The 21798-nt window shown below is 58.4% G+C and carries 27 protein-coding genes; 15 read left to right on the forward strand and 12 right to left on the reverse strand.

Going from position 1 to position 21798, the window contains the following annotated elements; genetic code table 11:
* The first annotated feature begins 70 nt into the window (after window positions 1–70).
* The 9 genes from ACR0EN_RS13915 (at window position 71) to yddG (ending at window position 7431) form a co-directional block, all read left to right on the forward strand.
* Entirely contained in the window at window positions 71–400 is a 330-nt protein-coding gene (locus tag ACR0EN_RS13915; RefSeq protein WP_480587273.1) for a hypothetical protein, read from the forward strand.
* Window positions 401–459: 59 nt separating this feature from the next.
* Window positions 460–846, forward strand: coding sequence for a hypothetical protein (locus ACR0EN_RS13920; RefSeq protein WP_480587276.1), 387 nt, complete (start codon window positions 460–462; stop codon window positions 844–846).
* On the forward strand, window positions 843–1814 hold the full coding sequence (locus ACR0EN_RS13925; RefSeq protein ID WP_170597266.1) for a sterol desaturase family protein: 972 nt from the start codon (window positions 843–845) through the stop codon (window positions 1812–1814). Before ACR0EN_RS13920 ends, ACR0EN_RS13925 begins: the two co-directional genes overlap by 4 nt.
* A 90-nt stretch (window positions 1815–1904) precedes the next feature.
* On the forward strand, window positions 1905–2093 hold the full coding sequence (locus ACR0EN_RS13930) for a hypothetical protein (protein ID WP_170395750.1): 189 nt from the start codon (window positions 1905–1907) through the stop codon (window positions 2091–2093).
* A 110-nt stretch (window positions 2094–2203) separates the two neighbouring features.
* Entirely contained in the window at window positions 2204–3037 is an 834-nt protein-coding gene (locus tag ACR0EN_RS13935; protein WP_170513107.1) for an EAL domain-containing protein, read from the forward strand.
* 194 nt (window positions 3038–3231) lie between these two features.
* Window positions 3232–4407, forward strand: coding sequence for an acetyl-CoA C-acetyltransferase (locus tag ACR0EN_RS13940; protein ID WP_170395746.1), 1176 nt, complete (start codon window positions 3232–3234; stop codon window positions 4405–4407).
* 187 nt (window positions 4408–4594) lie between these two features.
* A complete protein-coding gene (gene phbB / locus ACR0EN_RS13945; protein WP_170395744.1) occupies window positions 4595–5317 on the forward strand; it encodes an acetoacetyl-CoA reductase in 723 nt (240 codons plus the stop codon).
* Between the two features lie 303 nt (window positions 5318–5620).
* Window positions 5621–6568 carry a transcriptional regulator GcvA gene (locus ACR0EN_RS13950; RefSeq protein ID WP_170513880.1) on the forward strand — a complete coding sequence of 316 codons (948 nt, stop codon included), beginning with the start codon at window positions 5621–5623 and terminating at the stop codon, window positions 6566–6568.
* A complete protein-coding gene (gene yddG, locus ACR0EN_RS13955) occupies window positions 6565–7431 on the forward strand; it encodes an aromatic amino acid exporter YddG (RefSeq protein WP_480587280.1) in 867 nt (288 codons plus the stop codon). The genes ACR0EN_RS13950 and yddG overlap by 4 nt, the downstream gene beginning before the upstream one ends.
* Before the next feature lie 4 nt (window positions 7432–7435).
* Here yddG and ACR0EN_RS13960 read toward each other — a convergent pair whose 3' ends face one another.
* The 3 genes from ACR0EN_RS13960 to ACR0EN_RS13970 all read right to left on the reverse strand — a co-directional run bounded on the left by ACR0EN_RS13960 (window position 7436) and on the right by ACR0EN_RS13970 (window position 8704).
* Entirely contained in the window at window positions 7436–7600 is a 165-nt protein-coding gene (locus ACR0EN_RS13960; RefSeq protein WP_170395738.1) for a YdcH family protein, read from the reverse strand.
* Between the two features lie 124 nt (window positions 7601–7724).
* Window positions 7725–8492 carry a tRNA1(Val) (adenine(37)-N6)-methyltransferase gene (locus tag ACR0EN_RS13965; RefSeq protein WP_480587282.1) on the reverse strand — a complete coding sequence of 256 codons (768 nt, stop codon included), beginning with the start codon at window positions 8490–8492 and terminating at the stop codon, window positions 7725–7727.
* Complete coding sequence (locus ACR0EN_RS13970) at window positions 8489–8704, reverse strand: putative signal transducing protein (protein WP_008755664.1); 216 nt, start codon at window positions 8702–8704, stop codon at window positions 8489–8491. Before ACR0EN_RS13970 ends, ACR0EN_RS13965 begins: the two co-directional genes overlap by 4 nt.
* A gap of 56 nt (window positions 8705–8760) precedes the next feature.
* On the opposite strand from ACR0EN_RS13970, the gene ACR0EN_RS13975 reads away from it, so the two are divergent.
* Window positions 8761–9759: a polyprenyl synthetase family protein gene (locus ACR0EN_RS13975; RefSeq protein ID WP_170395734.1), complete on the forward strand. Its 999-nt coding sequence runs from the start codon at window positions 8761–8763 to the stop codon at window positions 9757–9759.
* Here ACR0EN_RS13975 and ACR0EN_RS13980 read toward each other — a convergent pair.
* The 4 genes from ACR0EN_RS13980 to soxR form a co-directional block, all read right to left on the reverse strand.
* The gene (locus ACR0EN_RS13980; RefSeq protein WP_170395733.1) at window positions 9752–10570 is read right to left on the reverse strand and encodes a 4-(cytidine 5'-diphospho)-2-C-methyl-D-erythritol kinase; all 819 of its coding nucleotides are present in this window, start codon (window positions 10568–10570) and stop codon (window positions 9752–9754) included. The genes ACR0EN_RS13975 and ACR0EN_RS13980 overlap by 8 nt on opposite strands.
* A complete protein-coding gene (locus ACR0EN_RS13985; protein ID WP_480587284.1) occupies window positions 10560–12272 on the reverse strand; it encodes a tetratricopeptide repeat protein in 1713 nt (570 codons plus the stop codon). Before ACR0EN_RS13985 ends, ACR0EN_RS13980 begins: the two co-directional genes overlap by 11 nt.
* A 104-nt stretch (window positions 12273–12376) precedes the next feature.
* Entirely contained in the window at window positions 12377–14023 is a 1647-nt protein-coding gene (locus tag ACR0EN_RS13990) for an electron transfer flavoprotein-ubiquinone oxidoreductase (RefSeq protein WP_170818586.1), read from the reverse strand.
* Window positions 14024–14159: 136 nt separating this feature from the next.
* Window positions 14160–14615: a redox-sensitive transcriptional activator SoxR gene (gene soxR, locus ACR0EN_RS13995; protein WP_170612843.1), complete on the reverse strand. Its 456-nt coding sequence runs from the start codon at window positions 14613–14615 to the stop codon at window positions 14160–14162.
* Between the two features lie 89 nt (window positions 14616–14704).
* Here soxR and ACR0EN_RS14000 point away from each other — a divergent pair, with 89 nt between their 5' ends.
* From ACR0EN_RS14000 to ACR0EN_RS14010, 3 genes are all read left to right on the forward strand, one after another.
* The gene (locus tag ACR0EN_RS14000) at window positions 14705–15085 is read left to right on the forward strand and encodes a VOC family protein (RefSeq protein WP_170408363.1); all 381 of its coding nucleotides are present in this window, start codon (window positions 14705–14707) and stop codon (window positions 15083–15085) included.
* A 234-nt stretch (window positions 15086–15319) separates the two neighbouring features.
* Entirely contained in the window at window positions 15320–15790 is a 471-nt protein-coding gene (gene greA / locus ACR0EN_RS14005) for a transcription elongation factor GreA (protein ID WP_170395722.1), read from the forward strand.
* Window positions 15791–15804: 14 nt separating this feature from the next.
* Window positions 15805–16797 carry a hypothetical protein gene (locus ACR0EN_RS14010; RefSeq protein WP_170566247.1) on the forward strand — a complete coding sequence of 331 codons (993 nt, stop codon included), beginning with the start codon at window positions 15805–15807 and terminating at the stop codon, window positions 16795–16797.
* On the opposite strand, the gene ACR0EN_RS14015 is transcribed toward ACR0EN_RS14010, so the two are convergent.
* Genes ACR0EN_RS14015 through ACR0EN_RS14030 form a run of 4 tightly spaced genes read right to left on the reverse strand, consistent with a single transcriptional unit; the run spans window position 16794 to window position 20083 of the window.
* Window positions 16794–18059 (reverse strand): molybdenum cofactor synthesis domain-containing protein, encoded by a 1266-nt coding sequence (locus ACR0EN_RS14015; RefSeq protein WP_480587289.1) that lies wholly within the window; start codon window positions 18057–18059, stop codon window positions 16794–16796. The genes ACR0EN_RS14010 and ACR0EN_RS14015 overlap by 4 nt on opposite strands.
* The gene (gene mobB / locus ACR0EN_RS14020; RefSeq protein WP_170626189.1) at window positions 18056–18547 is read right to left on the reverse strand and encodes a molybdopterin-guanine dinucleotide biosynthesis protein B; all 492 of its coding nucleotides are present in this window, start codon (window positions 18545–18547) and stop codon (window positions 18056–18058) included. Before mobB ends, ACR0EN_RS14015 begins: the two co-directional genes overlap by 4 nt.
* Window positions 18544–19200: a molybdenum cofactor guanylyltransferase MobA gene (mobA, locus tag ACR0EN_RS14025; protein WP_480587292.1), complete on the reverse strand. Its 657-nt coding sequence runs from the start codon at window positions 19198–19200 to the stop codon at window positions 18544–18546. Before mobA ends, mobB begins: the two co-directional genes overlap by 4 nt.
* Window positions 19193–20083: a formate dehydrogenase accessory sulfurtransferase FdhD gene (locus ACR0EN_RS14030; protein ID WP_170423927.1), complete on the reverse strand. Its 891-nt coding sequence runs from the start codon at window positions 20081–20083 to the stop codon at window positions 19193–19195. Before ACR0EN_RS14030 ends, mobA begins: the two co-directional genes overlap by 8 nt.
* A gap of 49 nt (window positions 20084–20132) precedes the next feature.
* Here ACR0EN_RS14030 and ACR0EN_RS14035 point away from each other — a divergent pair, with 49 nt between their 5' ends.
* Both ACR0EN_RS14035 and ACR0EN_RS14040 read left to right on the forward strand, forming a co-directional pair.
* Complete coding sequence (locus ACR0EN_RS14035; protein WP_170408370.1) at window positions 20133–20843, forward strand: AzlC family ABC transporter permease; 711 nt, start codon at window positions 20133–20135, stop codon at window positions 20841–20843.
* Window positions 20840–21172, forward strand: a complete 333-nt coding sequence (locus ACR0EN_RS14040) for an AzlD domain-containing protein (protein WP_170395711.1) — start codon at window positions 20840–20842, stop codon at window positions 21170–21172. The genes ACR0EN_RS14035 and ACR0EN_RS14040 overlap by 4 nt, the downstream gene beginning before the upstream one ends.
* On the opposite strand, the gene ACR0EN_RS14045 is transcribed toward ACR0EN_RS14040, so the two are convergent.
* A complete protein-coding gene (locus tag ACR0EN_RS14045; RefSeq protein ID WP_170395709.1) occupies window positions 21161–21793 on the reverse strand; it encodes a hypothetical protein in 633 nt (210 codons plus the stop codon). The genes ACR0EN_RS14040 and ACR0EN_RS14045 overlap by 12 nt on opposite strands.
* Between the last annotated feature and the right edge of the window lie 5 nt (window positions 21794–21798).

Consider the following 21798-nt stretch of genomic DNA (forward strand, 5'->3'; position numbering starts at 1 on the left):
ATCTGTGTTAGAATGAGACCGGCCCCAACGGGCCGGTTTTCGTTTGCGACCGGAAGAAAGGGAGACTCCGATGAAACCGGTAGTTCTGTTGATTGGGCGGTTGCCGAATGTAATCGGCGACGTGGCACAACAACTGGATCACCTACCGATTCAGTGGCTGGGCGCGCATGATCAGGATGAGGTGCGGCGGCAGCTGGACGCGGAACCGCGCATCGCCTGTGCGATCATGGGCGCGGGTCTTGATGACAAGATACGCGGAGAAATGGTTGGCATCATCGCCGCGCGAAGGCCCGATATCTGCATCCATCTCAAAGATCGGGCCTCTGGCCCTGACGGGTTAATGCCGTTTGTCGCACGCATCGTCCAGCATGAGATTCTGGAAAGCCTGGAAAGCGGCTGACGCCACGCCACCTTTGACAGACAAATCGCCCGCTTGCAGGTTATCTGCAGGAGGATGGAATGCCGCTGGAAATACTATTGATCCTCGTCGTCGGCGGCATTGCCGGGGTCGCCTTGCTGCTGCATCTGACGGGCAAATCACGCTTGCAAGTGCTGACGCCCAAGACAGCACAGGAACAGTGGCTGCGTCACTTTCCAGATGATTCAATCATTGACGTAACCGTTGCCCATGATAGTCACGCCGCCCTTATCCGAACCGAAACCGGAGCCGGTCTGCTGTGGTCCTTTGGTGCCGATACCGTGGCCCGCCATTTGCGAGATTTCGATTGGCTGGATCATCCCGAAGGCTTTGAAGTCCTGTTCCAAGATTTCGGCACTCCTCGGGTCATCGTCCACCTTGATGAGACCGAACGCCAGCACTGGCAAAATCTGATGGATCCCGCATGACCGATCAAGTGAGTTTTCCCGACGCGGTGCAATGGGCCGTGCCTTTCTTCATCGCGGCCATTCTGGCCGAATTCCTTTGGATCGCGATCAAAGGCCGGGGCGGTAGGTACGAAACCCGCGATGCCTTGACCTCGCTAATCATGGGGGCAGGCAATATCGCCTCGGGCTTTTTGCTGGGCTTCATCGCATATGCGTTTTTCATGTGGCTGTGGCAGATCACACCGCTCAACCTAGGGACCTCGATCCCGGTCATCATCTTGTGCTTTGTACTGGACGATCTGCGGTATTACTGGGTGCACCGCTTTGGGCACCGCATTCGCTGGGTCTGGGCCAGTCATGTGAACCACCACAGCTCACAGCATTACAACCTTACAACGGCGCTGCGGCAGACCTGGACCTATACATTCACCTTTATGATGGTGGTACGTGCGCCGCTGATCCTGCTGGGCTTTCACCCGGCGATGGTGCTGTTCGTCGGAGGTCTGAACCTGATCTACCAATTCTGGATCCATACCGAAGCGATCGGCAAAATGCCGCGCTGGTTCGAAGCCGTCATGAATACGCCCAGTCACCACCGCGCCCATCATGGGCGAAATGCGCGATATCTTGATTGCAACTATGCGGGTGTCTTTATCATCTGGGACAAGATGTTCGGCACATTTGTCCCCGAGCAAGAAGATGACAAGGTCGACTATGGGCTTGTCCACAATATCGGCACGTTCAATCCGCTGCGCGTGGCGTTTCATGAATGGGTTGGAATCTGGCGGGACGCCACCCAACCGGGCCTGACCTTGCGCCAACGTCTGGCTTATTGTTTTGCCCCTCCGGGCTATAGCCACGATGGCAGCCGCGACAATTCCCAACAGATCAAGGCCAAGCACCTTGTCCGCCATCCGCAAGATCACGGCACACCGGGATTCGAACAGTTCGGCACCAAATCACCTGCTTCCACAGCCAAGCGGGCCTAGGTCTCAAAAAGACCTTTTCTTTGCTTGAAATTTGGCACAAGCGCTCCATATCCCCTGAGATGTTTTAAGAGTGCATTTCCGGAGGTCCGCATGTCAAAGCTGATGAGAATTTCTACGATCACAGGTTTGCTGGGCCTCGTCATCACAATGACCGCCGCACTCAACGGAGCAATGCCCGCGCTATTGGGGCTGGGATTTGTCATGGCCGCGCTGGGACTTTTAGGAGCGCTTATCGGTGCGGCTGCCTCGCTGCGTCATGCTTGGCAATCAACACACTGATCTTCCGCCCCGCCACCTGCGATAAAATTTTGAGCGTTAACCCCGGTTTTACCTGTCTTCCCTGAAACTGGCCCCGGCCAAAATCATCGGGATCAGGGGAACGGTACGTCATGGGAAACAGGAAACGCGCAGACCTGCCCGAGGGATCGGACGACCCTTTGAGCGCCGCCGTCACTTCACGGGATCGATCGGTGGTACAGATGGCGACCGAAGCCGTAAAGCATAGACAATGCAGGCTGGCGTTCCAGCCTGTCGTTCAAGCACATCCTCCTCAGGGCATCGCGTTCTACGAAGGGTTCATCCGTGTATTGGATGAAACCGGCCGCGTCATCCCCGCGCGCGAGTTCATGCCACAGGTTGAGAACACGCCAATTGGCCGGGACCTTGATTGCGTCGCGCTTGAAATGGGGCTGCGCACTCTGATCCGCAACCCTGGCATCCGCCTGTCGATCAACATGTCCGCGCGGTCCATCGGTTATTCCAACTGGTCGCGTGTGCTGGATAGGTTTCTGAAAAAAGACGCAAGCTTGGGCGAAAGGTTGATTCTGGAAATCTCAGAATCTTCGGCGATGCAGGTGCCCGAACTGGTGGTAGATTTCATGGATCGCCAACAAGCCCGCGGTATCGCCTTTGCGCTGGATGATTTTGGGGCCAGTAACTTTGGCTTTCGCCACTTTCGTGAATTTCTGTTCGATGCCGCCAAGATCGATGGGCAGTTCATCAGGGGCATCAGCAGCAATCCCGACAATCAATCGCTGGCGCGCGCACTGATTGCAGTTGCGCGGGAATTCGAAATTCTTGTCACCGCCGAATCGGTCGAAAGTGACGAAGATGCTCATTTCCTGATCGCAAACGGTGTCGATTGTCTGCAGGGCTTTCTGTATGGAGCGCCTTCAGTCACTCCGCCCTGGAGCTCGGAAAAAGCTGCAAAAACGGGCAGTTGATAGCAGCTGGTCGCGCGGAACACCGCCAAGGCTCACTCTGAGACAAGCTGTCCGTTGCTGCAGATGCAGCATTGCGCTATTGCAGAAGATGCTTGAGCGGGGGATCACGAGGCGCTCTTGCACCCGGAGAAGACTTCTCCTCAAACCGCGCCGTCAGATTTCCCACAGGACCATGACGGTAAAGGATTGACTTTATGACCAACGTAGTAATCGCATCCGCCGCACGTACGGGCGTCGGTAGCTTTAGCGGTTCGTTTGCGAACACCCCCGCACATGATCTGGGCGCTGCCGTCCTTGAAGCAGTTGTCGAACGTGCCGGGATCGACAAGGGCGAAGTAAGCGAAACCATCATGGGCCAGGTCCTGACTGCCGCCCAAGGTCAGAACCCAGCGCGCCAGGCGCATATAAATGCGGGCCTGCCGCAGGAAAGCGCGGCTTGGGGCATCAACCAGGTCTGCGGTTCGGGTCTGCGTGCTGTTGCTCTGGGTGCACAGCATATCCAATTGGGCGATGCCGACATCGTTGCGGCTGGTGGACAAGAAAACATGACCCTGTCGCCCCATGCCGCCGCCCTGCGCGCCGGTCATAAAATGGGTGACATGAAATACATCGACACGATGATCCGCGATGGTCTGTGGGATGCCTTCAACGGCTATCACATGGGTCAAACGGCTGAGAACGTCGCCGAGAAATGGCAGATCAGCCGCGATATGCAGGATGAATTTGCGGTCGCCTCGCAAAACAAAGCCGAAGCGGCCCAGAACGCTGGCAAGTTCGCCGATGAAATCGTGCCCTTCACCATCAAGACCCGCAAGGGCGACATCGTGATGGACAAGGACGAATACATCCGCCACGGCGCGACAATCGAAGCCATGGGCAAACTGCGCCCCGCCTTCGCCAAGGACGGTTCTGTCACGGCCGCAAACGCTTCGGGCCTGAATGACGGTGCCGCAGCCACCCTGCTGATGTCGGCTGAGAATGCCGAAAAGCGTGGGATTGAGCCCTTGGCCCGAATTGCATCCTACGCGACCGCCGGACTTGACCCGTCGATCATGGGCGTTGGCCCGATCTACGCTTCGCGCAAGGCTCTGGAGAAAGCTGGATGGTCGGTCGATGATCTGGATCTGGTCGAAGCCAACGAAGCCTTCGCAGCGCAAGCCTGCGCTGTAAACAAAGACATGGGTTGGGATCCGTCGATCGTAAACGTCAACGGTGGTGCAATTGCCATCGGACACCCAATCGGCGCGTCCGGTTGCCGGGTTCTGAACACCCTGCTGTTCGAAATGAAGCGCCGGGATGCCAAGAAAGGTCTCGCGACCCTCTGCATCGGCGGCGGCATGGGTGTCGCCCTGTGTGTGGAGCGTGACTAAGTGCGCTGAAAACTAATTACAAAAGGGCGTCTACTGGGCGCCCTTTTTTGTTACAATCGGATCATACCCCTTAGATGCGACAATATCGCCGGACAGAAAGACAAGATCGATCACGAAACGATATTGCGCATCCTTAACTCTCAGAGTAACAGAATTACCAAGACGACTAAATTTGGAGGAGTCCTAAATGGCACGTACAGCACTCGTAACCGGCGGTTCCCGCGGCATCGGCGCAGCAATTTCCAAGGCGCTGAAGGCCGAAGGATACAATGTTGCCGCCACTTATGCAGGCAATGACGAAGCCGCCGCAAAGTTCACCGACGAAACCGGTATCAAAACCTATAAATGGAATGTTGCGGATTACGACGAATCCAAAGCGGGTATCGAAAAAGTCGAGGCCGAGGTCGGCCCGATCGACATCGTGGTCGCCAACGCAGGCATCACCCGCGACGCACCGTTCCACAAGATGACACCTGAACAGTGGCATCAGGTCATCGACACCAATCTGACTGGTGTTTTCAACACCGTGCACCCGGTATGGCCGGGTATGCGCGAGCGTAAATTTGGTCGTATCATCGTGATCAGCTCGATCAACGGTCAGAAAGGCCAGTTTGCGCAGGTCAACTATGCCGCAACCAAAGCGGGCGATCTGGGCATCGTGAAATCTCTGGCGCAGGAAGGTGCGCGGGCCGGTATCACGGCCAACGCGATCTGCCCCGGCTACATCGCGACCGAAATGGTCATGGCCGTGCCGGAAAAAGTGCGCGAATCGATCATCGGTCAAATCCCGGCTGGTCGTCTGGGTGAACCGGAAGAAATCGCGCGTTGCGTGGCCTTCCTGGCGTCGGACGATTCGCAGTTCATCAACGGCTCGACCATTTCCGCAAACGGTGCACAGTTCTTCGTCTAAACCGACGATCTGAGAATGAAAACGGGCCGGTCCATCAAGGACCGGCCCTTCTTTTATCCCGTAAGATCACGCGCGCTGCGATCAGCGGGAACCGAATAGCCAGGACCAGAATCCTACAACCGCCTTGCCGCGCTCTTCATGCGCGCGGTGAATGGCGTTCTGAATGGCTGGGTTTGTTGTCATCTCGATCATGCTGAACCCTTCTCAATCAAGTTGGATTTGTCTTGCCATCAACATGGCCTTTGATTTTAAATTGCACAAACGAGAGTTTTCGACCCTTCAGTTCAGAAAAACTTAACTGTCATGACCGACCGCCTGCCTCCGCTGACTGCTTTGCGCGCCTTCGATGCCGCCGCACGACATATGTCGTTTGCCAAGGCGGCGGAGGAGCTGAACGTGACCCCGGCTGCCCTGTCCTTTCAAATCAAGTCGTTAGAAGAGCATCTGGGCCACCCCGTGTTTCGCCGGCTCAATCGCGCCGTCGAACTGACCGAAGCCGGGCGCACATTGGCACCCGGAACCGCAGATGGCTTTGCCGCCCTGCAAGCCGCGTGGCAAGCGACGCGGAGGCTGCAGGATGAAACCAGCCTAACGGTTACCGCTGGCCCTGCCCTGACGGCGAAATGGCTAGCTCCGCGTCTGTACGAATTTGCCCGGGCAAACCCCGGCATTGATCTGAAATTCTCGGCCACTCTGCGCAACATGGACCTTGAACGGGATGACGTGGACGTGGCGATCCGCTTTGGCTACGGGCCGGATGAGGGGCTCTATTCGGTTCCCGTCCGCAAGGAGTGGCTGACACCGGTTATGACCCCGGAGCTGGCCGAACAATTCCCCACGCCTGCGTCGTTGCGCGACGCCCCCCTGATCCACGACGATTCGATCAGTTTCCTCAAGCCGCGTTGCGACTGGCCTGCATGGTTCCGCGCGGTGGGATTGGACTTCACACCGACCCATGGGGCGCATTTTTCAAACGCCGATCACGCCATCGATGCTGCCGTGGCCGGGGTGGGCGTGGTTCTGGGGCGGCGCGCCATGATCCTGAAAGACCTGACCGAAGGGCGACTGGTCGCGCCGTTCAAAGTGGCACTGGAGACCGCCGGGCGATTTCGTTTCCTCTGCCTGCAAGGGGCAGAGAAGCGACCGCAGATCGCAGCGTTCCGCGACTGGTTCATATCCGAGATTGAAAAGACCGCGCATATATCGGATGAGTTTGAAATCATCCCTGTTGAGAAGGTAGCTGGTGAATGAGCAGAATGGGCGCGACCGCGATTGGTTTTGTCGCCGTTTTGCTATGGTCTCTGCTGGCGCTGTTCACTGTGGGTTCGGCCCCGACGCCGCCTTTGTTGTTGAACGCGATCTGTTTTACCATCGGCGGTACGCTGGGTCTGATTTGGACATTCGCCAGCGGCGGGCTGGGTCAACTGCGCCAGGTCGCGTGGACGACATACCTGCTTGGATCAATTGGCCTTTTTGGCTACCACGCGCTGTACTTTTCAGCCCTTCGCATGGCCCCTGCAGCCGAGGCTGGGCTTATCGCTTATCTCTGGCCTTTGCTGATCGTTCTTCTATCAGGTCTGCTGCCCGGAGAACATCTGAAACCTGGTCACCTTATCGGAGCCTGCCTTGGCTTTGCTGGAGCCGCCGTCATCATCACGGGTGGTGGCAGCGCAGGGTTTCAGGTCCAGCATCTGCCCGGCTACGGGCTGGCCTTGCTGTGCGCGCTTACATGGTCCAGCTACTCGGTTCTATCGCGACGGCTGGGTGATGTGCCGACAAGTTCGGTCGCGGTGTTCTGCATTTTGACGGCGATCGCCTCATGGGCCTTGCATTTCACGGTGGAAGAAACGATCTGGCCGCAAGGCACATTTGGCTGGGCCTCGACCTTTGCACTTGGCCTGGGACCGGTTGGGCTGGCGTTCTATGTCTGGGATATCGGCGTCAAGCGCGGGGACATTCAAATACTGGGCACCGCCTCATACGCGGCACCTTTGCTATCGACGCTTGTGTTGGTTCTGGCCGGGATCGCCGCCCCGTCCTGGGGTCTGGCGATCGCGGCCTTGTTTGTCACCGGTGGCGCTGCCATCGCGGCCCGCGCCAGCCTGAAGGCCTAGAACCTTAGGTCGACAGGCGCTCGATCTCTTCTTTTAGCTTCAGCTTCTGTTTCTTCAGCTGTGCGATATGGAGATCGTCAATACCAGGTGAGCGTTGCGCTTCTTCCACTTCAAGACCGAGAATTTCGTGTTTTTTCTTCAACTCCGTCAGATGTGCGCTCACGCTCATGGCGGTCCTCCTTCTCTGGTTTGTAAGTGTCACGTAAGAAGTTGATCACATCATTTCCAGCCTGTCACGCTGCAGACGCACGAAATCTATAATAAATCCGACAAATTCGGCTGGTCATTGCCGATCAGGCAAAGTGCCCGGTCAAATCCGCCCGATCGCGCAACACCGCCGAAACCTTTGGGGTATAGCTTTCGCCGTCTTCTACGTGCCGGTCACCGAGGTGCAGAATCAGCGGTGCGTGTAGCCGAAAGGCGGCGCGCCCGCCCTTTCTGGCACGCAGAATCACCAGCTCGGACGCGCGATCCGCACGGGGGGCCAGAGGTAGCACCTGAATCGAGCCCAAGCGGCCCGCGCACCCCGCAAGCATATCGGGCAGCCGGTCTGCCCTCTGGATCATGTGAAGATAACCGCGCGGCGCCAGACGTCGGGCGGCGACATTGATCCAGTCCTCAAGCGGCGTGTCTTCACCCAGTGCGATCTGCCGACCCGCGTCGGTGGCAGGGCTGTGCGCGCCTGCCCGGTAGTAGGGCGGATTGGCGATCACATGATCGAACTGTTCTTGTCGCAGATCATTCGGTAGTGCGTTCAAATCCGCCTCAACCACGGTGATCGCTGCGTTTTGTTCCGAATTGCGGCGGGCCAGATCTGCATAGCCAGCCTGCAGTTCAACCCCAGTTGCCTTCAGGTGCGGCACTCGCGCCATTAGGCACTGAATAGCAGCCCCTGCCCCGCAGCCCAATTCCAGCACCGACTGGCCAGCTTGTGCCGGGACCGATGCCGCCAGTAGGACCGGATCGGCCCCTGCACGATATCCTGAGCGCGGCTGCCACAGACGCACACGCCCGCCCAGAAAATCATTGCAGGTCAGATCACTGTCGGAAAAGCTGCTCATCGCCCCAGCGGGATCTCGTTATCGCGCATGACCCGTTCGGCGCGGGTCAGATCATCTGCCCGCACCATCAGGCGACGGGGAAAGATTCCGATGCCGCCTTCTAGGATGCTCATATTTACGTCCATCTGAAAGCAGTCTATATCCTCGCCCTCAAGGAGAGCCGTTGCAAAGGCTAGGATTGTCGGATCGGTGCTGCGCAATAGTTCTTTCATGGGGATGGATGTAAGGGCAAGGTGACAGGGATGTCGAGCCTTGTATCAGGAGAGTGATGAACGTCAGCACGATCTCGAAACCGCATGAGCGTCTGGCAGAGATGCTTGCGGGCGAAATGGCAGCAGTAAACACGCTGATTCGGACGCGTATGGCGTCGGAACATGCCCCGCGCATTCCCGAAGTGACCGCGCACCTGGTCGAGGCGGGCGGTAAGCGTCTGCGCCCGATGCTGACCCTGGCGGCGGCGCAGCTGTTCGGCTATTCAGGCGACCATCACGTCAAGCTGGCTGCAACGGTCGAGTTCATTCATACCGCAACCCTGCTGCATGACGATGTCGTAGATGAAAGCGGGCAGCGGCGCGGGCGACCGACGGCAAACCTGCTATGGGACAATAAATCCAGTGTCCTGGTTGGCGATTACCTGTTTTCCCGCAGTTTTCAGTTGATGGTCGAAACCGGTTCGTTGCGGGTTCTGGATATCCTTGCAAATGCATCGGCCACAATCGCCGAAGGCGAGGTGCTGCAGATGACAGCGGCCACCGATCTGGGCACGGATGAAGGTGTCTACCTGCAGGTTGTACGCGGCAAAACGGCGGCGCTGTTTTCTGCCGCAACCGAAGTGGGTGGTGTGATCGCAGGCGCGACCGAGGCGCAGGTCAAGGCGCTGTATGACTATGGCGACGCGCTTGGAATCGCGTTCCAGATCGCAGATGATCTTTTGGATTATCAGGGCGATAGTGCGGCCACAGGCAAAAACGTCGGCGACGACTTCCGTGAACGCAAATTGACCCTGCCAGTGATCAAAGCCGTGGCTCAGGCAACTGCCGAGGAACACGCGTTTTGGGAACGGACGATCGGTCGCGGGCGGCAGGAAGAGGGTGATCTGGATCACGCTTTGTCGCTGATGGCCAAATACAGCACGCTGGATGCAACCCGCGCGGATGCGTTTGGCTGGGCGGCCAAGGCCAAGGCTGCGCTGGCGCCTCTTCCGGATCACGAAATCCGCACCTTGTTAGGCGATCTGGCCGATTACGTCGTATCGCGCCTTAACTGAGCGTCGTTGCGCGGCACCACCAACCGGGTTGGGCCGCGCCGATCTCATAGGCGGCAAAATGGGCTGCTTTGAGCGTTGGAAAAAGTGCGAAACAGGTTGAGCCTGAACCCGACATACGAACCATCAACGCGTCTCGGGTGCCTTCCAACGCCGCTATGACCTCCGCAATGCCCGGCGCTACAGATATTGCAGGTGCCTCTAAATCATTCCGCTGAACCTGCAACCACGTGGCGCAGTCTTCCGGTGTTTTGAATGCAGGGATCTCAGCAGGCATCGGTGCGTTGTCTCTGCTGTGCAAAGCGGAAAACACCGGGCCGGTGGGAACTTCAATACCCGGATTGACCAAAAGCGCCGGGAGGGGCGGCAACGCCATCGGCTCAATCTGTTCACCAATCCCGCGCATACGCGCTGCAGCAGCATGTATGCATACCGGGACATCCGCGCCGAGCGACAGCGACACGCTATCGGGCCACTCTCCCCCCTTCTTCACGGTGCGCAAAACCGCCGCAGCATCCGAGGAGCCGCCCCCGACACCGCCACCGTGCGGCAGTTGTTTGTTCAGATGAATGCGACCGGTCCAGCCTGCGGCCTCGGCGGCCTGCCAGACCAGATTGCGATCATCGGTCGGTACGCCATCCGAAAACTCACCCGTGACCGACAGAGACAGCTCGGGGCCGGAACTGAGGCTCAACTGATCCCCAACATCGGCAAAGGCCACCAACGAATCAAGCAGATGATAGCCATCCGCGCGTTGGCCGGTCACATGCAGGGTCAGGTTGATCTTGGCGGGGGCAAATGCCTCAGCCTTCATTGGCGACCTTCAGGGGTTCGGCACCTTCCTCGGCCAGAACCGCATCCAATCCGACTTCAATCTTGCGGCGGATGCGTTCAGGATCGGCTTCACCGTCGGTATCTTCAGGATCAATGAAAGATAGTGCTCGTTTCCACTGGAACTCGGCTTCACGCCCGCGACCTACGGCCCAGTAAACATCGCCCAGATGGTCATTTACCACCGGATCGACCGGCATCAGTTCAACGGCGCGCTCCATGTGGTCGACTGCTTCGTCGTACCGGCCCAGGCGGAACAACACCCAGCCCAAGCTGTCAACGATATAGCCGCTGTCAGGGCGCGCTGCGACTGCGCGTTCGATCATATTCAACGCTTCGTCCAATTTCTCGCGCCGCTCGACCAGCGAATACCCGAGATAGTTCAGCACCTGTGGTTGGTCCGGGTTCAACTCAAGCGCGCGGCGGAAATCGGCCTCGGCCTCGTCCCAGTTCTTCAGACGTTCATGCGATATCCCGCGGGCATAATGCAGGAACCAGTTTCCGCCTGCACCCTCTTCCGTCAGGCCAATCGCCTTGTCGTAAGAGGTGACCGCTGCCGCGTAATCCTCTTGCTGGCGCCGCAGGTCGGCCAAAGCTACATGCACACCGGGCAAATCGGGGCTTTGAGCGGCAAGGTTTTGCAGGACTTCGGCGGCAGCTTCTTTTCTGTCAGAGCGACTGAGGACCTCGGCGCGCCCCAGCTCGGCGGCATGATAATCGCTGCTGTCCGGAGGCACCTGCCGATAGACATCAACCGCCAGATCATATTGTTCCAGCCCATCCAACAACTCAGCGCTTAGCAAAAGCGCATCAATATGGTCAGGCCGCAGAAAGGCCGCGACGCGGGCATATAGCAGAACATAATCCTGCGCGGCCTCCGCACTCAGCGCAGCGCCAACGGTGAAGAAAACCTCGGCCATGCCATCCTGTGCAGAACGGACATGGGTAAAGGGCAGCGTTTCGCCATCAGACAGCCGAGTGACGTAACCTTCGATGGTCGGATCACTGCCGGCGGCAAAGACGTTATCCAGAAATTCCAGCGCATCGTCGTTGCGATCCAGCTGCGACAGCACTTCGGCACGCGCCAGCGCAGCCCGGCGTGAAAAACGGGCGACCAGGCCATCATCTGCGGCAAGGATCGCCTCGGCCCCCTCAAAGTCTCCGACTGACGCCCACGCCATGGCCTTGTGATAAAGTGCAAATTCTTTCAGACCTTCCTGCGTGGTAACAACGTCAAATTGTTCCATCGCTTTGGTCATGGCGCCTTGCCCCATATGAGCCCAAGCAATCATCAGGCCATCAACCAGCGGTCCAACCCCTTGCGTTTCAGGATCGCGGGCCAGAAATTCATCCAGCTTGCCATCTGCCACCAGATTGGCGGCGATCACCATCCGAGCGGCCTGGCTGGGCAGTTCATTTTCCTCGATAACTTCGGCGACGGTCAGGGCCCGCTCAATCTCACCCAAGGCGAGCCGGGCGACGACCACGTTTTCCAGCAGTTTCGGGTTTTGGGGATCAGCGCGAAGCGCCTGCGCATAGTAACGCTCGGCAGCGGGATAGTCGCTCTCATAAATCGCCTGACGCCCGGCCAGATACGACCCCGATCCGGTATCCGATACCGCAGGAAACGCGATTGAAGAACTGAGGATCACGGCCAGAGCCGCGCGTCGAACCAGGGAAACCACTGATAATCTGCCTTGCTGTCGTTGACTGACCGACAAGCTAGGGCTTTGCTGGGCGAGAGGCAATGGCAGAGCCTTCACGACCCTGCCAACGCCCGTGTTCTTGCCTACATATTGGGGTAGTTCGGCCCGTCGCCGCCCTGCGGTGTAGTCCAGGTGATGTTCTGGCTGGGATCCTTGATGTCACAGGTCTTGCAGTGAACACAGTTCTGGAAGTTGATCACGAATCGCGGCCCGTCTTCATCCTCGACCATCTCATAGACGCCTGCGGGGCAGTAACGCTGTGCTGGCTCGTCGAATTTGGGCAGGTTGACCTTAACCGGGATGTCCGGGTCGGCCAGTTTCAGATGACAAGGCTGGCTTTCCTCGTGATTGGTGGCCGCAAACGATACGTTCGTCAGGCGGTCAAAGGACAGTGTGCCATCGGGTTTCGGATAGTCGATGGGTTGATGCTTGCTGGCATCTTCGGTCGATTCCGCGTCGTTCTTGCCGTGGCCCAGCGTGCCCAACAGCGAGAAGCCCAGCGTATTGGTCCACATGTCCATACCGCCCAGTACCAGGCTGGCGGTCAGGCCGTATTTCGACCAAAGAGGTTTGACGTTGCGCACCTTCTTCAGATCCGAGCCGATTGCACCATCGCGAACGTCGGCCTCATAAGCGGTCAGCTCATCACCCGAACGCTCGGCCTTGATGGCATCATAGGCGGCCTCGGCCGCGGCCTTGCCTGACAGCATCGCGTTGTGGTTGCCCTTGATGCGTGGCACGTTGACCATGCCCGCCGAGCAACCCAACAGCGCAACACCCGGTGCGACCAGTTTCGGCATCGACTGGTAGCCACCCTCGGTGATCGCGCGGGCACCATAAGCCACACGCTTGCCGCCCTTAAGCAGGTCAGCCACCATCGGGTGATGCTTGAAGCGCTGGAATTCCATGTAGGGGTACAGGTGCGGGTTTTTGTAGTTCAGGTGAACCACAAAGCCGACATAGACCTGATTGTTTTCAAGGTGATAGATGAACGACCCGCCTCCCGCGTTGCTGCCCAGCGGCCAGCCCATGGTGTGCGTGACGCTGCCTTCTTTGTGCTTGGCCGGGTCGATCTCCCAGATCTCTTTCATGCCAACACCGTATTTCTGCGGCTCTTTACCGGCAGACAGGTCGTATTTGGCGATGACTTCCTTGGACAGTGAGCCGCGCACGCCTTCCGACAGAAAGACATATTTACCATGCAGTTCCATGCCCGGTTCGGTGTTGGGACCGTAGGATCCGTCTGGCTCCAGACCAAATACACCGGCAACAACGCCTTTGACTTCACCGTTCTCACCGTAGACCAGCTCGGAACAGGCCATGCCGGGGAAGATTTCGACGCCCAGCTCTTCGGCCTGTTCGGCCATCCAGCGGCAGACATTGCCCATCGAGACGATGTAGTTGCCGTGGTTGTTCATCAGCGGCGGCATGGGCGCGTTGGGGATGCGGATCTGACCGGCCTCACCCAGCATATAGAAGTTGTCTTCGTTCACCGGCGTGTTCAGCGGCGCGCCCTTGTCCTTCCAGTCGGGGATCAGCGCGTCCAGACCACAAGGGTCCAGCACCGCACCCGACAGGATATGCGCACCCACTTCCGAACCCTTCTCTAGAACCACGACGTTCAGGTCGGCATCCAGCTGTTTCAGACGGATGGCCGCAGACAGGCCCGCAGGGCCAGCACCCACGATCACCACGTCATATTCCATCGCTTCGCGTTCAATCTCGGCCATCGCGGGCTCCTTAGCTAACTTTCCGAATTGGCGCTTTCTTCATGCGGTCGGCGCAATATTGTTTCACGGCTGATTACATGGTCATAAAGACTTTGGTCAATCGAAACACGGCGTAACAACGCCGCTATTCGACACTTCAGGCTCCGGGTGCGTCCCCCATAAGGTATCTGGGACCGCTACCATGGGATTTGGCCCTGTCATCGGGGTTGTAAAGCTTGCATTTCGGCAGGCTGAGGCAGCCACAACCAATACATCCATCCAGATTGTCGCGCAGTCGCATCAGCGTATCGATTCGCTGATCCAGATGCGTGCGCAGCCGTTCGCTGATACTCTTCCAGTCCTGAGGCGTCGGTGTGCGGTTTCCTGGCAAGCCCGACAATACCTCGCGGATCTCGGGCAAAGTCAGACCGAATTGCTGCGCGATCATCACAAAGCTTAGCCGTCGGATATCGGCGCGCTGATAACGCCGCTGCCCACCCGCGTTACGCCATGGAGATATCAAACCTTGCGCCTCGTAGTATCGGATCGCCGACACCGCCAACCCGGTGCGCCGGGCCAATGCTCCAATCGCCAGACCTTCCGAAACAACCATTACATCCTCCCAAAGAAATCTCTTGACCTAAAGTTAGGTTTAGAAATTACAGTGAGTCGGGACAAGCCTCAAATTGGAAGGAGAATCCCATGATGGCGACGCTGGAACATACTAATTTCACGGTCCGCGACCCAAAGGCATCTGCGGCGTGGATGCAGAAAGTCTTCGACTGGAAAACACGCTGGGAAGGCCCTGCCATTGCCGGTGGCTATACGGTGCATGTGGGCAGCCCGCATACCTATCTGGCACTCTACGCCCCCGGCGATCCCAAGCCATCAGGCGAAAACAGCTATGATTTCGTGGGCGGCTTGAACCATGTAGGTGTGCTGGTCGAGGATATCGACGCCACCGAGGAAAAGGTCCGCAAAGCGGGATTTGAACCGCACAACCACGCAGACTATGAGCCAGGCAAGCGGTTCTATTTCGAGGATGACAATGGCATCGAATTCGAAGTGGTTCAGTATGATTGAGATGCTGTGGCTTGGGCACGAAGCCAGCCGTTGGCGTAGTGGAGAATTGTTGGGACAGCGCCACAGGCGCACCCGCCCCCCGGAACGGCGGCGCTAAGTTGCGAGTTTACTGACAACGCACACCTCCCCTCTTGCAATTCACGCCTCATTTGGGTCAGGTAATTGCCAACCCATCCTTCGCCCCGACGCTATTGTGCGGCGGGGCGTAACAATTTCTGCGTGGACGACAAGACAATGGAAAAGATCCCCATGACGCCTTCGGGCAATGCCGCGCTCGAGGCAGAGCTGAAGAATCTGAAATCCGTCGAGCGCCCGGCGATCATCGAGGCGATTGCCTCAGCCCGCGAACTGGGCGACCTGAAAGAAAACGCCGAATACCACTCGGCGCGCGAAAAGCAGGGCTTTATCGAAGGCCGCATCAAAGAGCTTGAAGGCATCCTGTCGCTGGCAGATGTCATTGATCCGGCCAAACTGTCAGGGGCCATCAAGTTCGGCGCGAAGGTCACGTTGGTGGATGAAGATACCGACGAAGAAAAGACCTGGCAGATCGTGGGTGAGTATGAGGCCAATATCGAAGCGGGCCTTCTGAACATCAAATCCCCCATCGCCCGCGCCCTGATTGGCAAAGAAGAAGGCGACAGTGTCGAGGTCCGCACCCCCGGAGGCGTGCGCTCTTATGAAGTTCTGAGTATCGAATACGCCTGACCGGAGCGTTTGTCATGTCAGGGTCTGAACCTGAGCAAGAACCCGAGAAACCCACCTCGCTGGGTATCTACGACCGTCCGGCGCACCGTTCGGTCACCGAGATCGAGATTGCAGCAGTTGTTCTCAGCCTGATCTGGCTGGTGGTGTCGGTCGTGTTTCTGGTACTGCCCGGCGGGCAACAAGGAGGGTTCATCGTCACCTTCCTGGCGGTGTTCATGCCGGTCGCAATGATCTGGGTCGCAGCCCTCGCGATGCGCGCCAGCCGCGTGATGCGCGAAGAAAGCGCCCGCCTGCAGACAGCGATCGATGCGATCCGCAACAGCTATGTCGTTCAGCAACAACGCGCGGCCAGCACGTATGAACCGACGGTCGGCAAGAAACTGGATGAAATCGCCGAAAGCGCAAAAAAGACCGAGAGCGCGCTGGCGACATTCTCGACCAATCGCGGTGAACCCGGGCGCACCCAAAGGCCCGCGCCGGACATGGCCAATCAGACTTCGTTGGAACTTGGCACCTCAGCGGAAGAAATTGCGCCCCCGTTGCCCACCGACATCTTTATCCGCGCCCTGAACTTCCCCGAGACGCAAAGCGATGCCGAGGGATTTAACGCGCTGCGGCTTGCATTGAAAGATCGCAAGACCTCGAAACTTGTGCAGGCCTCACAAGATGTTCTGACCCTTCTCAGCCAGGAAGGCATCTATATGGATGACCTGCGCCCCGATATGGCGCGACCCGAAGTCTGGCGGCAATTTGCCCAAGGCGCGCGCGGGCGGTCGGTGGCTGCCTTGGGTGGCATTCGGGACCGTTCGTCACTGGCGCTGACTGCGGCGCGGATGAAACAGGATCCGATCTTTCGCGATGCCGCACACCATTTCCTGCGCCGCTTTGACCATATGATCGTCGAGTTCGAACCTAATGCCAGCGATGCCGAGCTTACAGCCCTGAGCGAAACCCGCACAGCGCGTGCCTTCATGCTGGTGGGGCGTGTCGCAGGGACGTTCGATTAAAGCCCAAAACTCCCGTAGGGTATGAACCTCACCAGATCGCCGGGCTTGATATCGCGGGCACCGTCCTCGATTTCGACCAAGCCTTCGGCCCAGCTCAGCCCGCTGATCCGGCCAGATCCTTCCGAATGGAACACCTCGGCCCGTCCTTCACGGATTCGTGCCCGCAGATATTCGCGACGCCCCGGTTTCTTGCGCTTTTCGAAAGCGGCGGGCACGTCGAAGCCTTGCGGCTCTTGCCAGCCTGCACCGGCCAGCAGGTTCAGTGCCGGGCAGGCAAAGATCAACGTGCAAACCAGTGCTGCCACCGGATTGCCCGGCAAGCCAAACACCGGCGTCTGATCCCACATGCCCAGCGCCAATGGTCGCCCGGGTTTTAATGCGATGCGCCATTCCTGCATCGCCCCGGCCTCTCGCAATAATGCCGAGACGTGATCTTCATCGCCGGCGGAGGCCCCGCCACTGGTCAGGATTACATCCACTTGCTGAGCCGCGCGATCCAAATGCTGTTTCAGCGCCGCGCGATCATCCTCGGCGCGCCCAAGATCAACCGCTTTGAATCCAATCCGCTCGGCCAGTGACAGCAGCATCGGACGATTTGCATCATAAATCTGCCCCAGTCCGGCGCTGTCACCCGGCTCGACCAGCTCATCCCCGGTCGATAGTACCCCGACGCGCAAAACCTTGCGGACGGAAACCTCAGCCAGACCAACCGCCGACAAAAGCGCCAGATCCGTTGGTGTTAAACGCCGCCCAACTGGCAAGGTCAGCGCGCCTTCAACCACGTCTTCGCCTGCCTTTCGCGTGTTCGCGCCCTGTTTCAACGGACCTCGGAATGCAATGTGCCCATGATCAAAGGTCACATCCTCTTCCAATATGACCGTATTAACACCCTTTGGCAGTGCAGCTCCGGTAAGAATGCGTATCGCATGGCCCTCTGGGACCTCACCGTCAAAGGGTACACCCGCAGCCGCCCGGCCCTCTACCAAAGGCATGACACAGGGTCCGTCCGGCACCGGACCGGCAAATCCGTACCCATCGACAGCGGTGTTGGGCTGAGGCGGGTTTGATCGTTTGGCCGACACGTCCACCGCCAGAACTCGGCCCGCCGCCCGCATCACGGGCACGTTTTCAACCCCAGCTACCACCGACAATCTGTCTCGCAAAAGCGCCAGAGCCTCATCAACGGGTGTCCAGTTCACCCCTGCAGGCAAGGCGAAACAATCATTGCGCAAGGGCGGAGGTGAGATATCCGGCGTGCTCATAATCCGACCTCTTCCAGGATGAAATCTGCAATGGCCGCCGTATCATCCAGATCAAACACCGGGCAATCCAATTCCAAAGGCGTATCACTTGCAACCGCGCGAACCGTCTCATCATCCGTGGCGATCAGCGGATTTCCGGGTTCTGCGCGAAACGCTTCGATCTTGGGGTGACGCTCGCGTTTGAAGCCTTCGATCAACACCAGATCGACCGGAGACAAACGCGACAGCAAGGTGTCCAGCTTCGGCTCGGGCGCACCGCGCAACTCCTGCATCAGTGCGATCCGCTGGCCGGATGCCAACAGCACTTCGGACGCACCCGCCGCGCGATGCCGCTGGCTGTCGGTACCCGGCTGGTCGACGTCGACGGAATGATGCGCATGTTTGACGGTGGAAACGGTATACCCACGTCCGGTGATTTCAGCCACCAGCCGTTCCACTAGACCGGTTTTGCCCGCGTTTTTCCAACCGGTGACGCCGTAGACCCTCATACCTGCTCCAACAAGGTTTCAGCGCGGGCCAGATCATCGGGAGTGTTGACGTTGAAGAACGGATCAAACGGCTGGGCCGAAAACAGCGCCTCTCGCCCATCATGCTGGTCAGTCCACAGGACAACCTTGCGCAATCCAGCGTTCAACGCCTCCCTCAGATCATCGCGCAATGCCACCGGCCAGAGCCCAAAGGTCGGGTGCCGATTGACCCGCTTGCCGCCGCCGGATTTCAAAGCCTCGTCACCCGTGCGCGGGGTGGTTGCCAGAACGAGTGGGTGTTTCTGACCTTCGGATGCGTGCACCAGTTGCGCCACAAGATCATGCGGAAAGAACGGAGTATCCGCCGCAACCGTCACGATAGATTGAGCGCCCTGTTCAGCGGCCCAATCAAGCCCGGCCAAAACACCGGCCAGCGGTCCTGCAAAGCCCTCGATCGAGTCCGAAACAACCGGCAAGTTCAAGCGGGTAAACCGTTCGGCATCGCCGTTGGCGTTCAAAGCCAGCCCGCCGACCTGAGGGCGCAGCCTGTCTATCACCCGATCCAGCAGGCTCTGCCCGCCGATCTGCAACAGCCCTTTATCGCCGCCTCCCATTCGCGTTGCGAGGCCGCCTGCCAGAATAACCCCCAGCGGTTTTTGCGACTGTTCAGCCATCGGCACTTTTCCTGCGATGTTTTTTGTCCTCAATCGCCACGCTCGACGGATCAACATCGCGCACCAATCGGTCTTCGCCCGACAAACACACGAACCGCTGCCCGCGCATCCGGCCGATCAGAGTCAAACCGACCTCGCGCGCGATCTCGACACCCCAGGCGGTGAATCCCGATCGCGAAGCGAGAACAGGGATGCCCATCATCGCCGTTTTGATCACCATTTCCGAGGTCAAACGACCGGTCGTATAGAGGATCTTGTCAGACGCAGTCGCACCCTCGGAGAGCATCCAGCCTGCGATCTTGTCGACCGCGTTATGGCGGCCCACGTCTTCCATATAGACCAACGGGTGGCTTTCATGACAAAGCACCGTGCCATGGATGGCACCCGCCTCAAGGTACAGAGACGGGGTGCGGTTGATCTTCGACGCCAACTCATACAGCCATGAGGTGCGCACCGAGACCTGTGGCAGGCGCACGTCCTCTAGCCCCTCCATCATGTCTCCGAACACAGTGCCTACTGCGCAACCGCTGGTGCGAGTCTTCTTCTTCAGCTTGTCCTCGTATGAGGTCTCACGCGCTGTACGCACGACCACGGTTTCCAGATCGTCGTCATAGTCGACCCGAGTAATTTCATCATCTGCAAGCAGCATCCCCTGATTACGCAGAAACCCGAGCGCAAGGTATTCGGGATAGTCGCCGATGGTCATTGCCGTCACGATTTCCTGTGAGTTGAGGAAAATGGTCAGCGGGCGTTCCTCGACCACCGAGATCTGACTGATCTCACCATTCTGGTCCACACCCTCGACACCGCGCGTCAGGCGGGCAGCCCCCGGATCGGGCGCAATGAGGTAGTCTGACAGGTCGATCTCCGTGGCCAATTGCAACCCCTTCCCAAGACGGCTACTGCTGCTCGCGTCACCATAGGATTTAGCCATGGCCTCTGCCACATCCAAGTCATACTTCTGGAAAGGTTTTCGCGACGGGACGCCGTTTATCTTCGTCGCCATGCCCTTTGGCCTTCTGTTTGGTGTTTTTGCCACAGAAGCAGGGCTGGATATCATCCAGACGATGGCCTTTTCCGCCACGGTGTTTGCCGGCGCTGCTCAGTTCACCGCATTGCAATTGCTGCAGGACAATACACCAACGGTTATCGTTCTGATCTCGGCCCTAGCTGTGAACCTGCGGGTGGCCATGTATTCGGCTTCACTGACCCCTTATCTGGGGGCGGCTCCGCTGTGGCAACGGGCCCTTGGAGCCTATCTTATTGTTGATCAGTCTTACGCCTGTTCGATTGTCCGATTCGAGAAAGAACCGGATATGTCCGTGCCTCAGCGCATGGCGTATTTTGTCGGCTCGGTCACGCCGATCACGCCGCTTTGGATACTCGCCACTTATCTGGGTGCTGTTTTGGGGGCGCAGATTCCGGAAAGCTGGGCTCTGGATTTTGCGCTGCCGATCACGTTCTTGTCCATGATCGGACCAATGATGCGCACCATGGCGCATGTTGTAGCCGCGCTGGTGGCGATTGTTGTGGCCCTGCTGTGCGTGGCAGTGCCGTTCAATCTTGGACTGTTGATCGCAGGGATAGCCGGGATGATGGCAGGTGCACGGGCTGAATTGATGTTAGAGCGGAAAAAGTCATGACGCAGATCGACCCGACAACCATGTGGATCATCATCGTAGGTCTGGCGATAGGCAGCTACCTTCTGCGCTTTACCTTTATCGGGCTGGTTGGCGACCGCCCGATGCCGCCCTGGCTTCTGCGGCACCTGAGATACACAGCAGTGGCGATTCTGCCTGCCCTGATCGCACCTTTGGTAGTCTGGCCGACAGCCACCGAAGGACAACCGGATATGCCGCGCATGGCGGCTGCGGCAGTTGCGTTGACGGTGGGAATTGTGACGAAGAACGTCATAGCGGCCATCTTTTCAGGGGCCGCCACGCTTTACGGTCTGCTTTACCTAGTTGGTTGAGACCGCTTCAAGCTGATTGAGGCGCGCATTGTTTTCCGCCAGCCCCTGCTGCAGATCAGCCGAGTCATTCTCACGATAGTCCGTGGTGACAACGCCTGGAATCTGACCAAACTGATCGGATAGCTTCACCGGGTAGAATGTTGTTTTGATTTGCTCGAACCCCGGGACCTGTTGCAGCAATTGCGAGGTCGAATTTGCACAAAAAGCCTGCGAAACCGGGCCCATCTGCTTGGCCAGTTGCAGCGCGATCTCGGCCTGCTGTGGCGTCACTTCGATCGTCTGAATACGGGCATAATGCGTCTCGCGCGCATGACTGCTACGATAGGCGCGTTCGACATTTGGCGTGATGCCATAAAGGACATCATTCTTGATCGGCACCACATCCGCCCGGAACGATCCGGCAGGATCAAATATGACCCGCTCGCTGCCGCTGATCATCAGCGACGTGTGTGCCCCCGATCCGGTGCGCGTGCTGATCATCGTATAGAGCGTCAGTGTCGATGGCCCCGGATCACGATAGGACCGGGCCACGATTTCCGAGGGATCAGCCTGCGGGCGCTGCGATCCCGCGCAACCCGCAACTGTCACTGCCAGCAGGCAGGCAATCAGAATCCTGAACAAGAGAT

Source organism: Ruegeria sp. AB7 (genome assembly GCF_056542625.1).

Coding starts and splice junctions, on each gene's coding strand:
- ACR0EN_RS13915 (WP_480587273.1), top strand. CDS start 71: ATGAAACCGGTAGTTCTGTTGATTGGGCGGTTGCCGAATGTAATCGGC.
- ACR0EN_RS13920 (WP_480587276.1), top strand. CDS start 460: ATGCCGCTGGAAATACTATTGATCCTCGTCGTCGGCGGCATTGCCGGG.
- ACR0EN_RS13925 (WP_170597266.1), top strand. CDS start 843: ATGACCGATCAAGTGAGTTTTCCCGACGCGGTGCAATGGGCCGTGCCT.
- ACR0EN_RS13930 (WP_170395750.1), top strand. CDS start 1,905: ATGTCAAAGCTGATGAGAATTTCTACGATCACAGGTTTGCTGGGCCTC.
- ACR0EN_RS13935 (WP_170513107.1), top strand. CDS start 2,204: ATGGGAAACAGGAAACGCGCAGACCTGCCCGAGGGATCGGACGACCCT.
- ACR0EN_RS13940 (WP_170395746.1), top strand. CDS start 3,232: ATGACCAACGTAGTAATCGCATCCGCCGCACGTACGGGCGTCGGTAGC.
- phbB (WP_170395744.1), top strand. CDS start 4,595: ATGGCACGTACAGCACTCGTAACCGGCGGTTCCCGCGGCATCGGCGCA.
- ACR0EN_RS13950 (WP_170513880.1), top strand. CDS start 5,621: ATGACCGACCGCCTGCCTCCGCTGACTGCTTTGCGCGCCTTCGATGCC.
- yddG (WP_480587280.1), top strand. CDS start 6,565: ATGAGCAGAATGGGCGCGACCGCGATTGGTTTTGTCGCCGTTTTGCTA.
- ACR0EN_RS13960 (WP_170395738.1), bottom strand. CDS start 7,600: ATGAGCGTGAGCGCACATCTGACGGAGTTGAAGAAAAAACACGAAATT.
- ACR0EN_RS13965 (WP_480587282.1), bottom strand. CDS start 8,492: ATGAGCAGCTTTTCCGACAGTGATCTGACCTGCAATGATTTTCTGGGC.
- ACR0EN_RS13970 (WP_008755664.1), bottom strand. CDS start 8,704: ATGAAAGAACTATTGCGCAGCACCGATCCGACAATCCTAGCCTTTGCA.
- ACR0EN_RS13975 (WP_170395734.1), top strand. CDS start 8,761: ATGAACGTCAGCACGATCTCGAAACCGCATGAGCGTCTGGCAGAGATG.
- ACR0EN_RS13980 (WP_170395733.1), bottom strand. CDS start 10,570: ATGAAGGCTGAGGCATTTGCCCCCGCCAAGATCAACCTGACCCTGCAT.
- ACR0EN_RS13990 (WP_170818586.1), bottom strand. CDS start 14,023: ATGGCCGAGATTGAACGCGAAGCGATGGAATATGACGTGGTGATCGTG.
- soxR (WP_170612843.1), bottom strand. CDS start 14,615: ATGGTTGTTTCGGAAGGTCTGGCGATTGGAGCATTGGCCCGGCGCACC.
- ACR0EN_RS14000 (WP_170408363.1), top strand. CDS start 14,705: ATGATGGCGACGCTGGAACATACTAATTTCACGGTCCGCGACCCAAAG.
- greA (WP_170395722.1), top strand. CDS start 15,320: ATGGAAAAGATCCCCATGACGCCTTCGGGCAATGCCGCGCTCGAGGCA.
- ACR0EN_RS14010 (WP_170566247.1), top strand. CDS start 15,805: ATGTCAGGGTCTGAACCTGAGCAAGAACCCGAGAAACCCACCTCGCTG.
- ACR0EN_RS14015 (WP_480587289.1), bottom strand. CDS start 18,059: ATGAGCACGCCGGATATCTCACCTCCGCCCTTGCGCAATGATTGTTTC.
- mobB (WP_170626189.1), bottom strand. CDS start 18,547: ATGAGGGTCTACGGCGTCACCGGTTGGAAAAACGCGGGCAAAACCGGT.
- mobA (WP_480587292.1), bottom strand. CDS start 19,200: ATGGCTGAACAGTCGCAAAAACCGCTGGGGGTTATTCTGGCAGGCGGC.
- ACR0EN_RS14035 (WP_170408370.1), top strand. CDS start 20,133: ATGGCCTCTGCCACATCCAAGTCATACTTCTGGAAAGGTTTTCGCGAC.
- ACR0EN_RS14040 (WP_170395711.1), top strand. CDS start 20,840: ATGACGCAGATCGACCCGACAACCATGTGGATCATCATCGTAGGTCTG.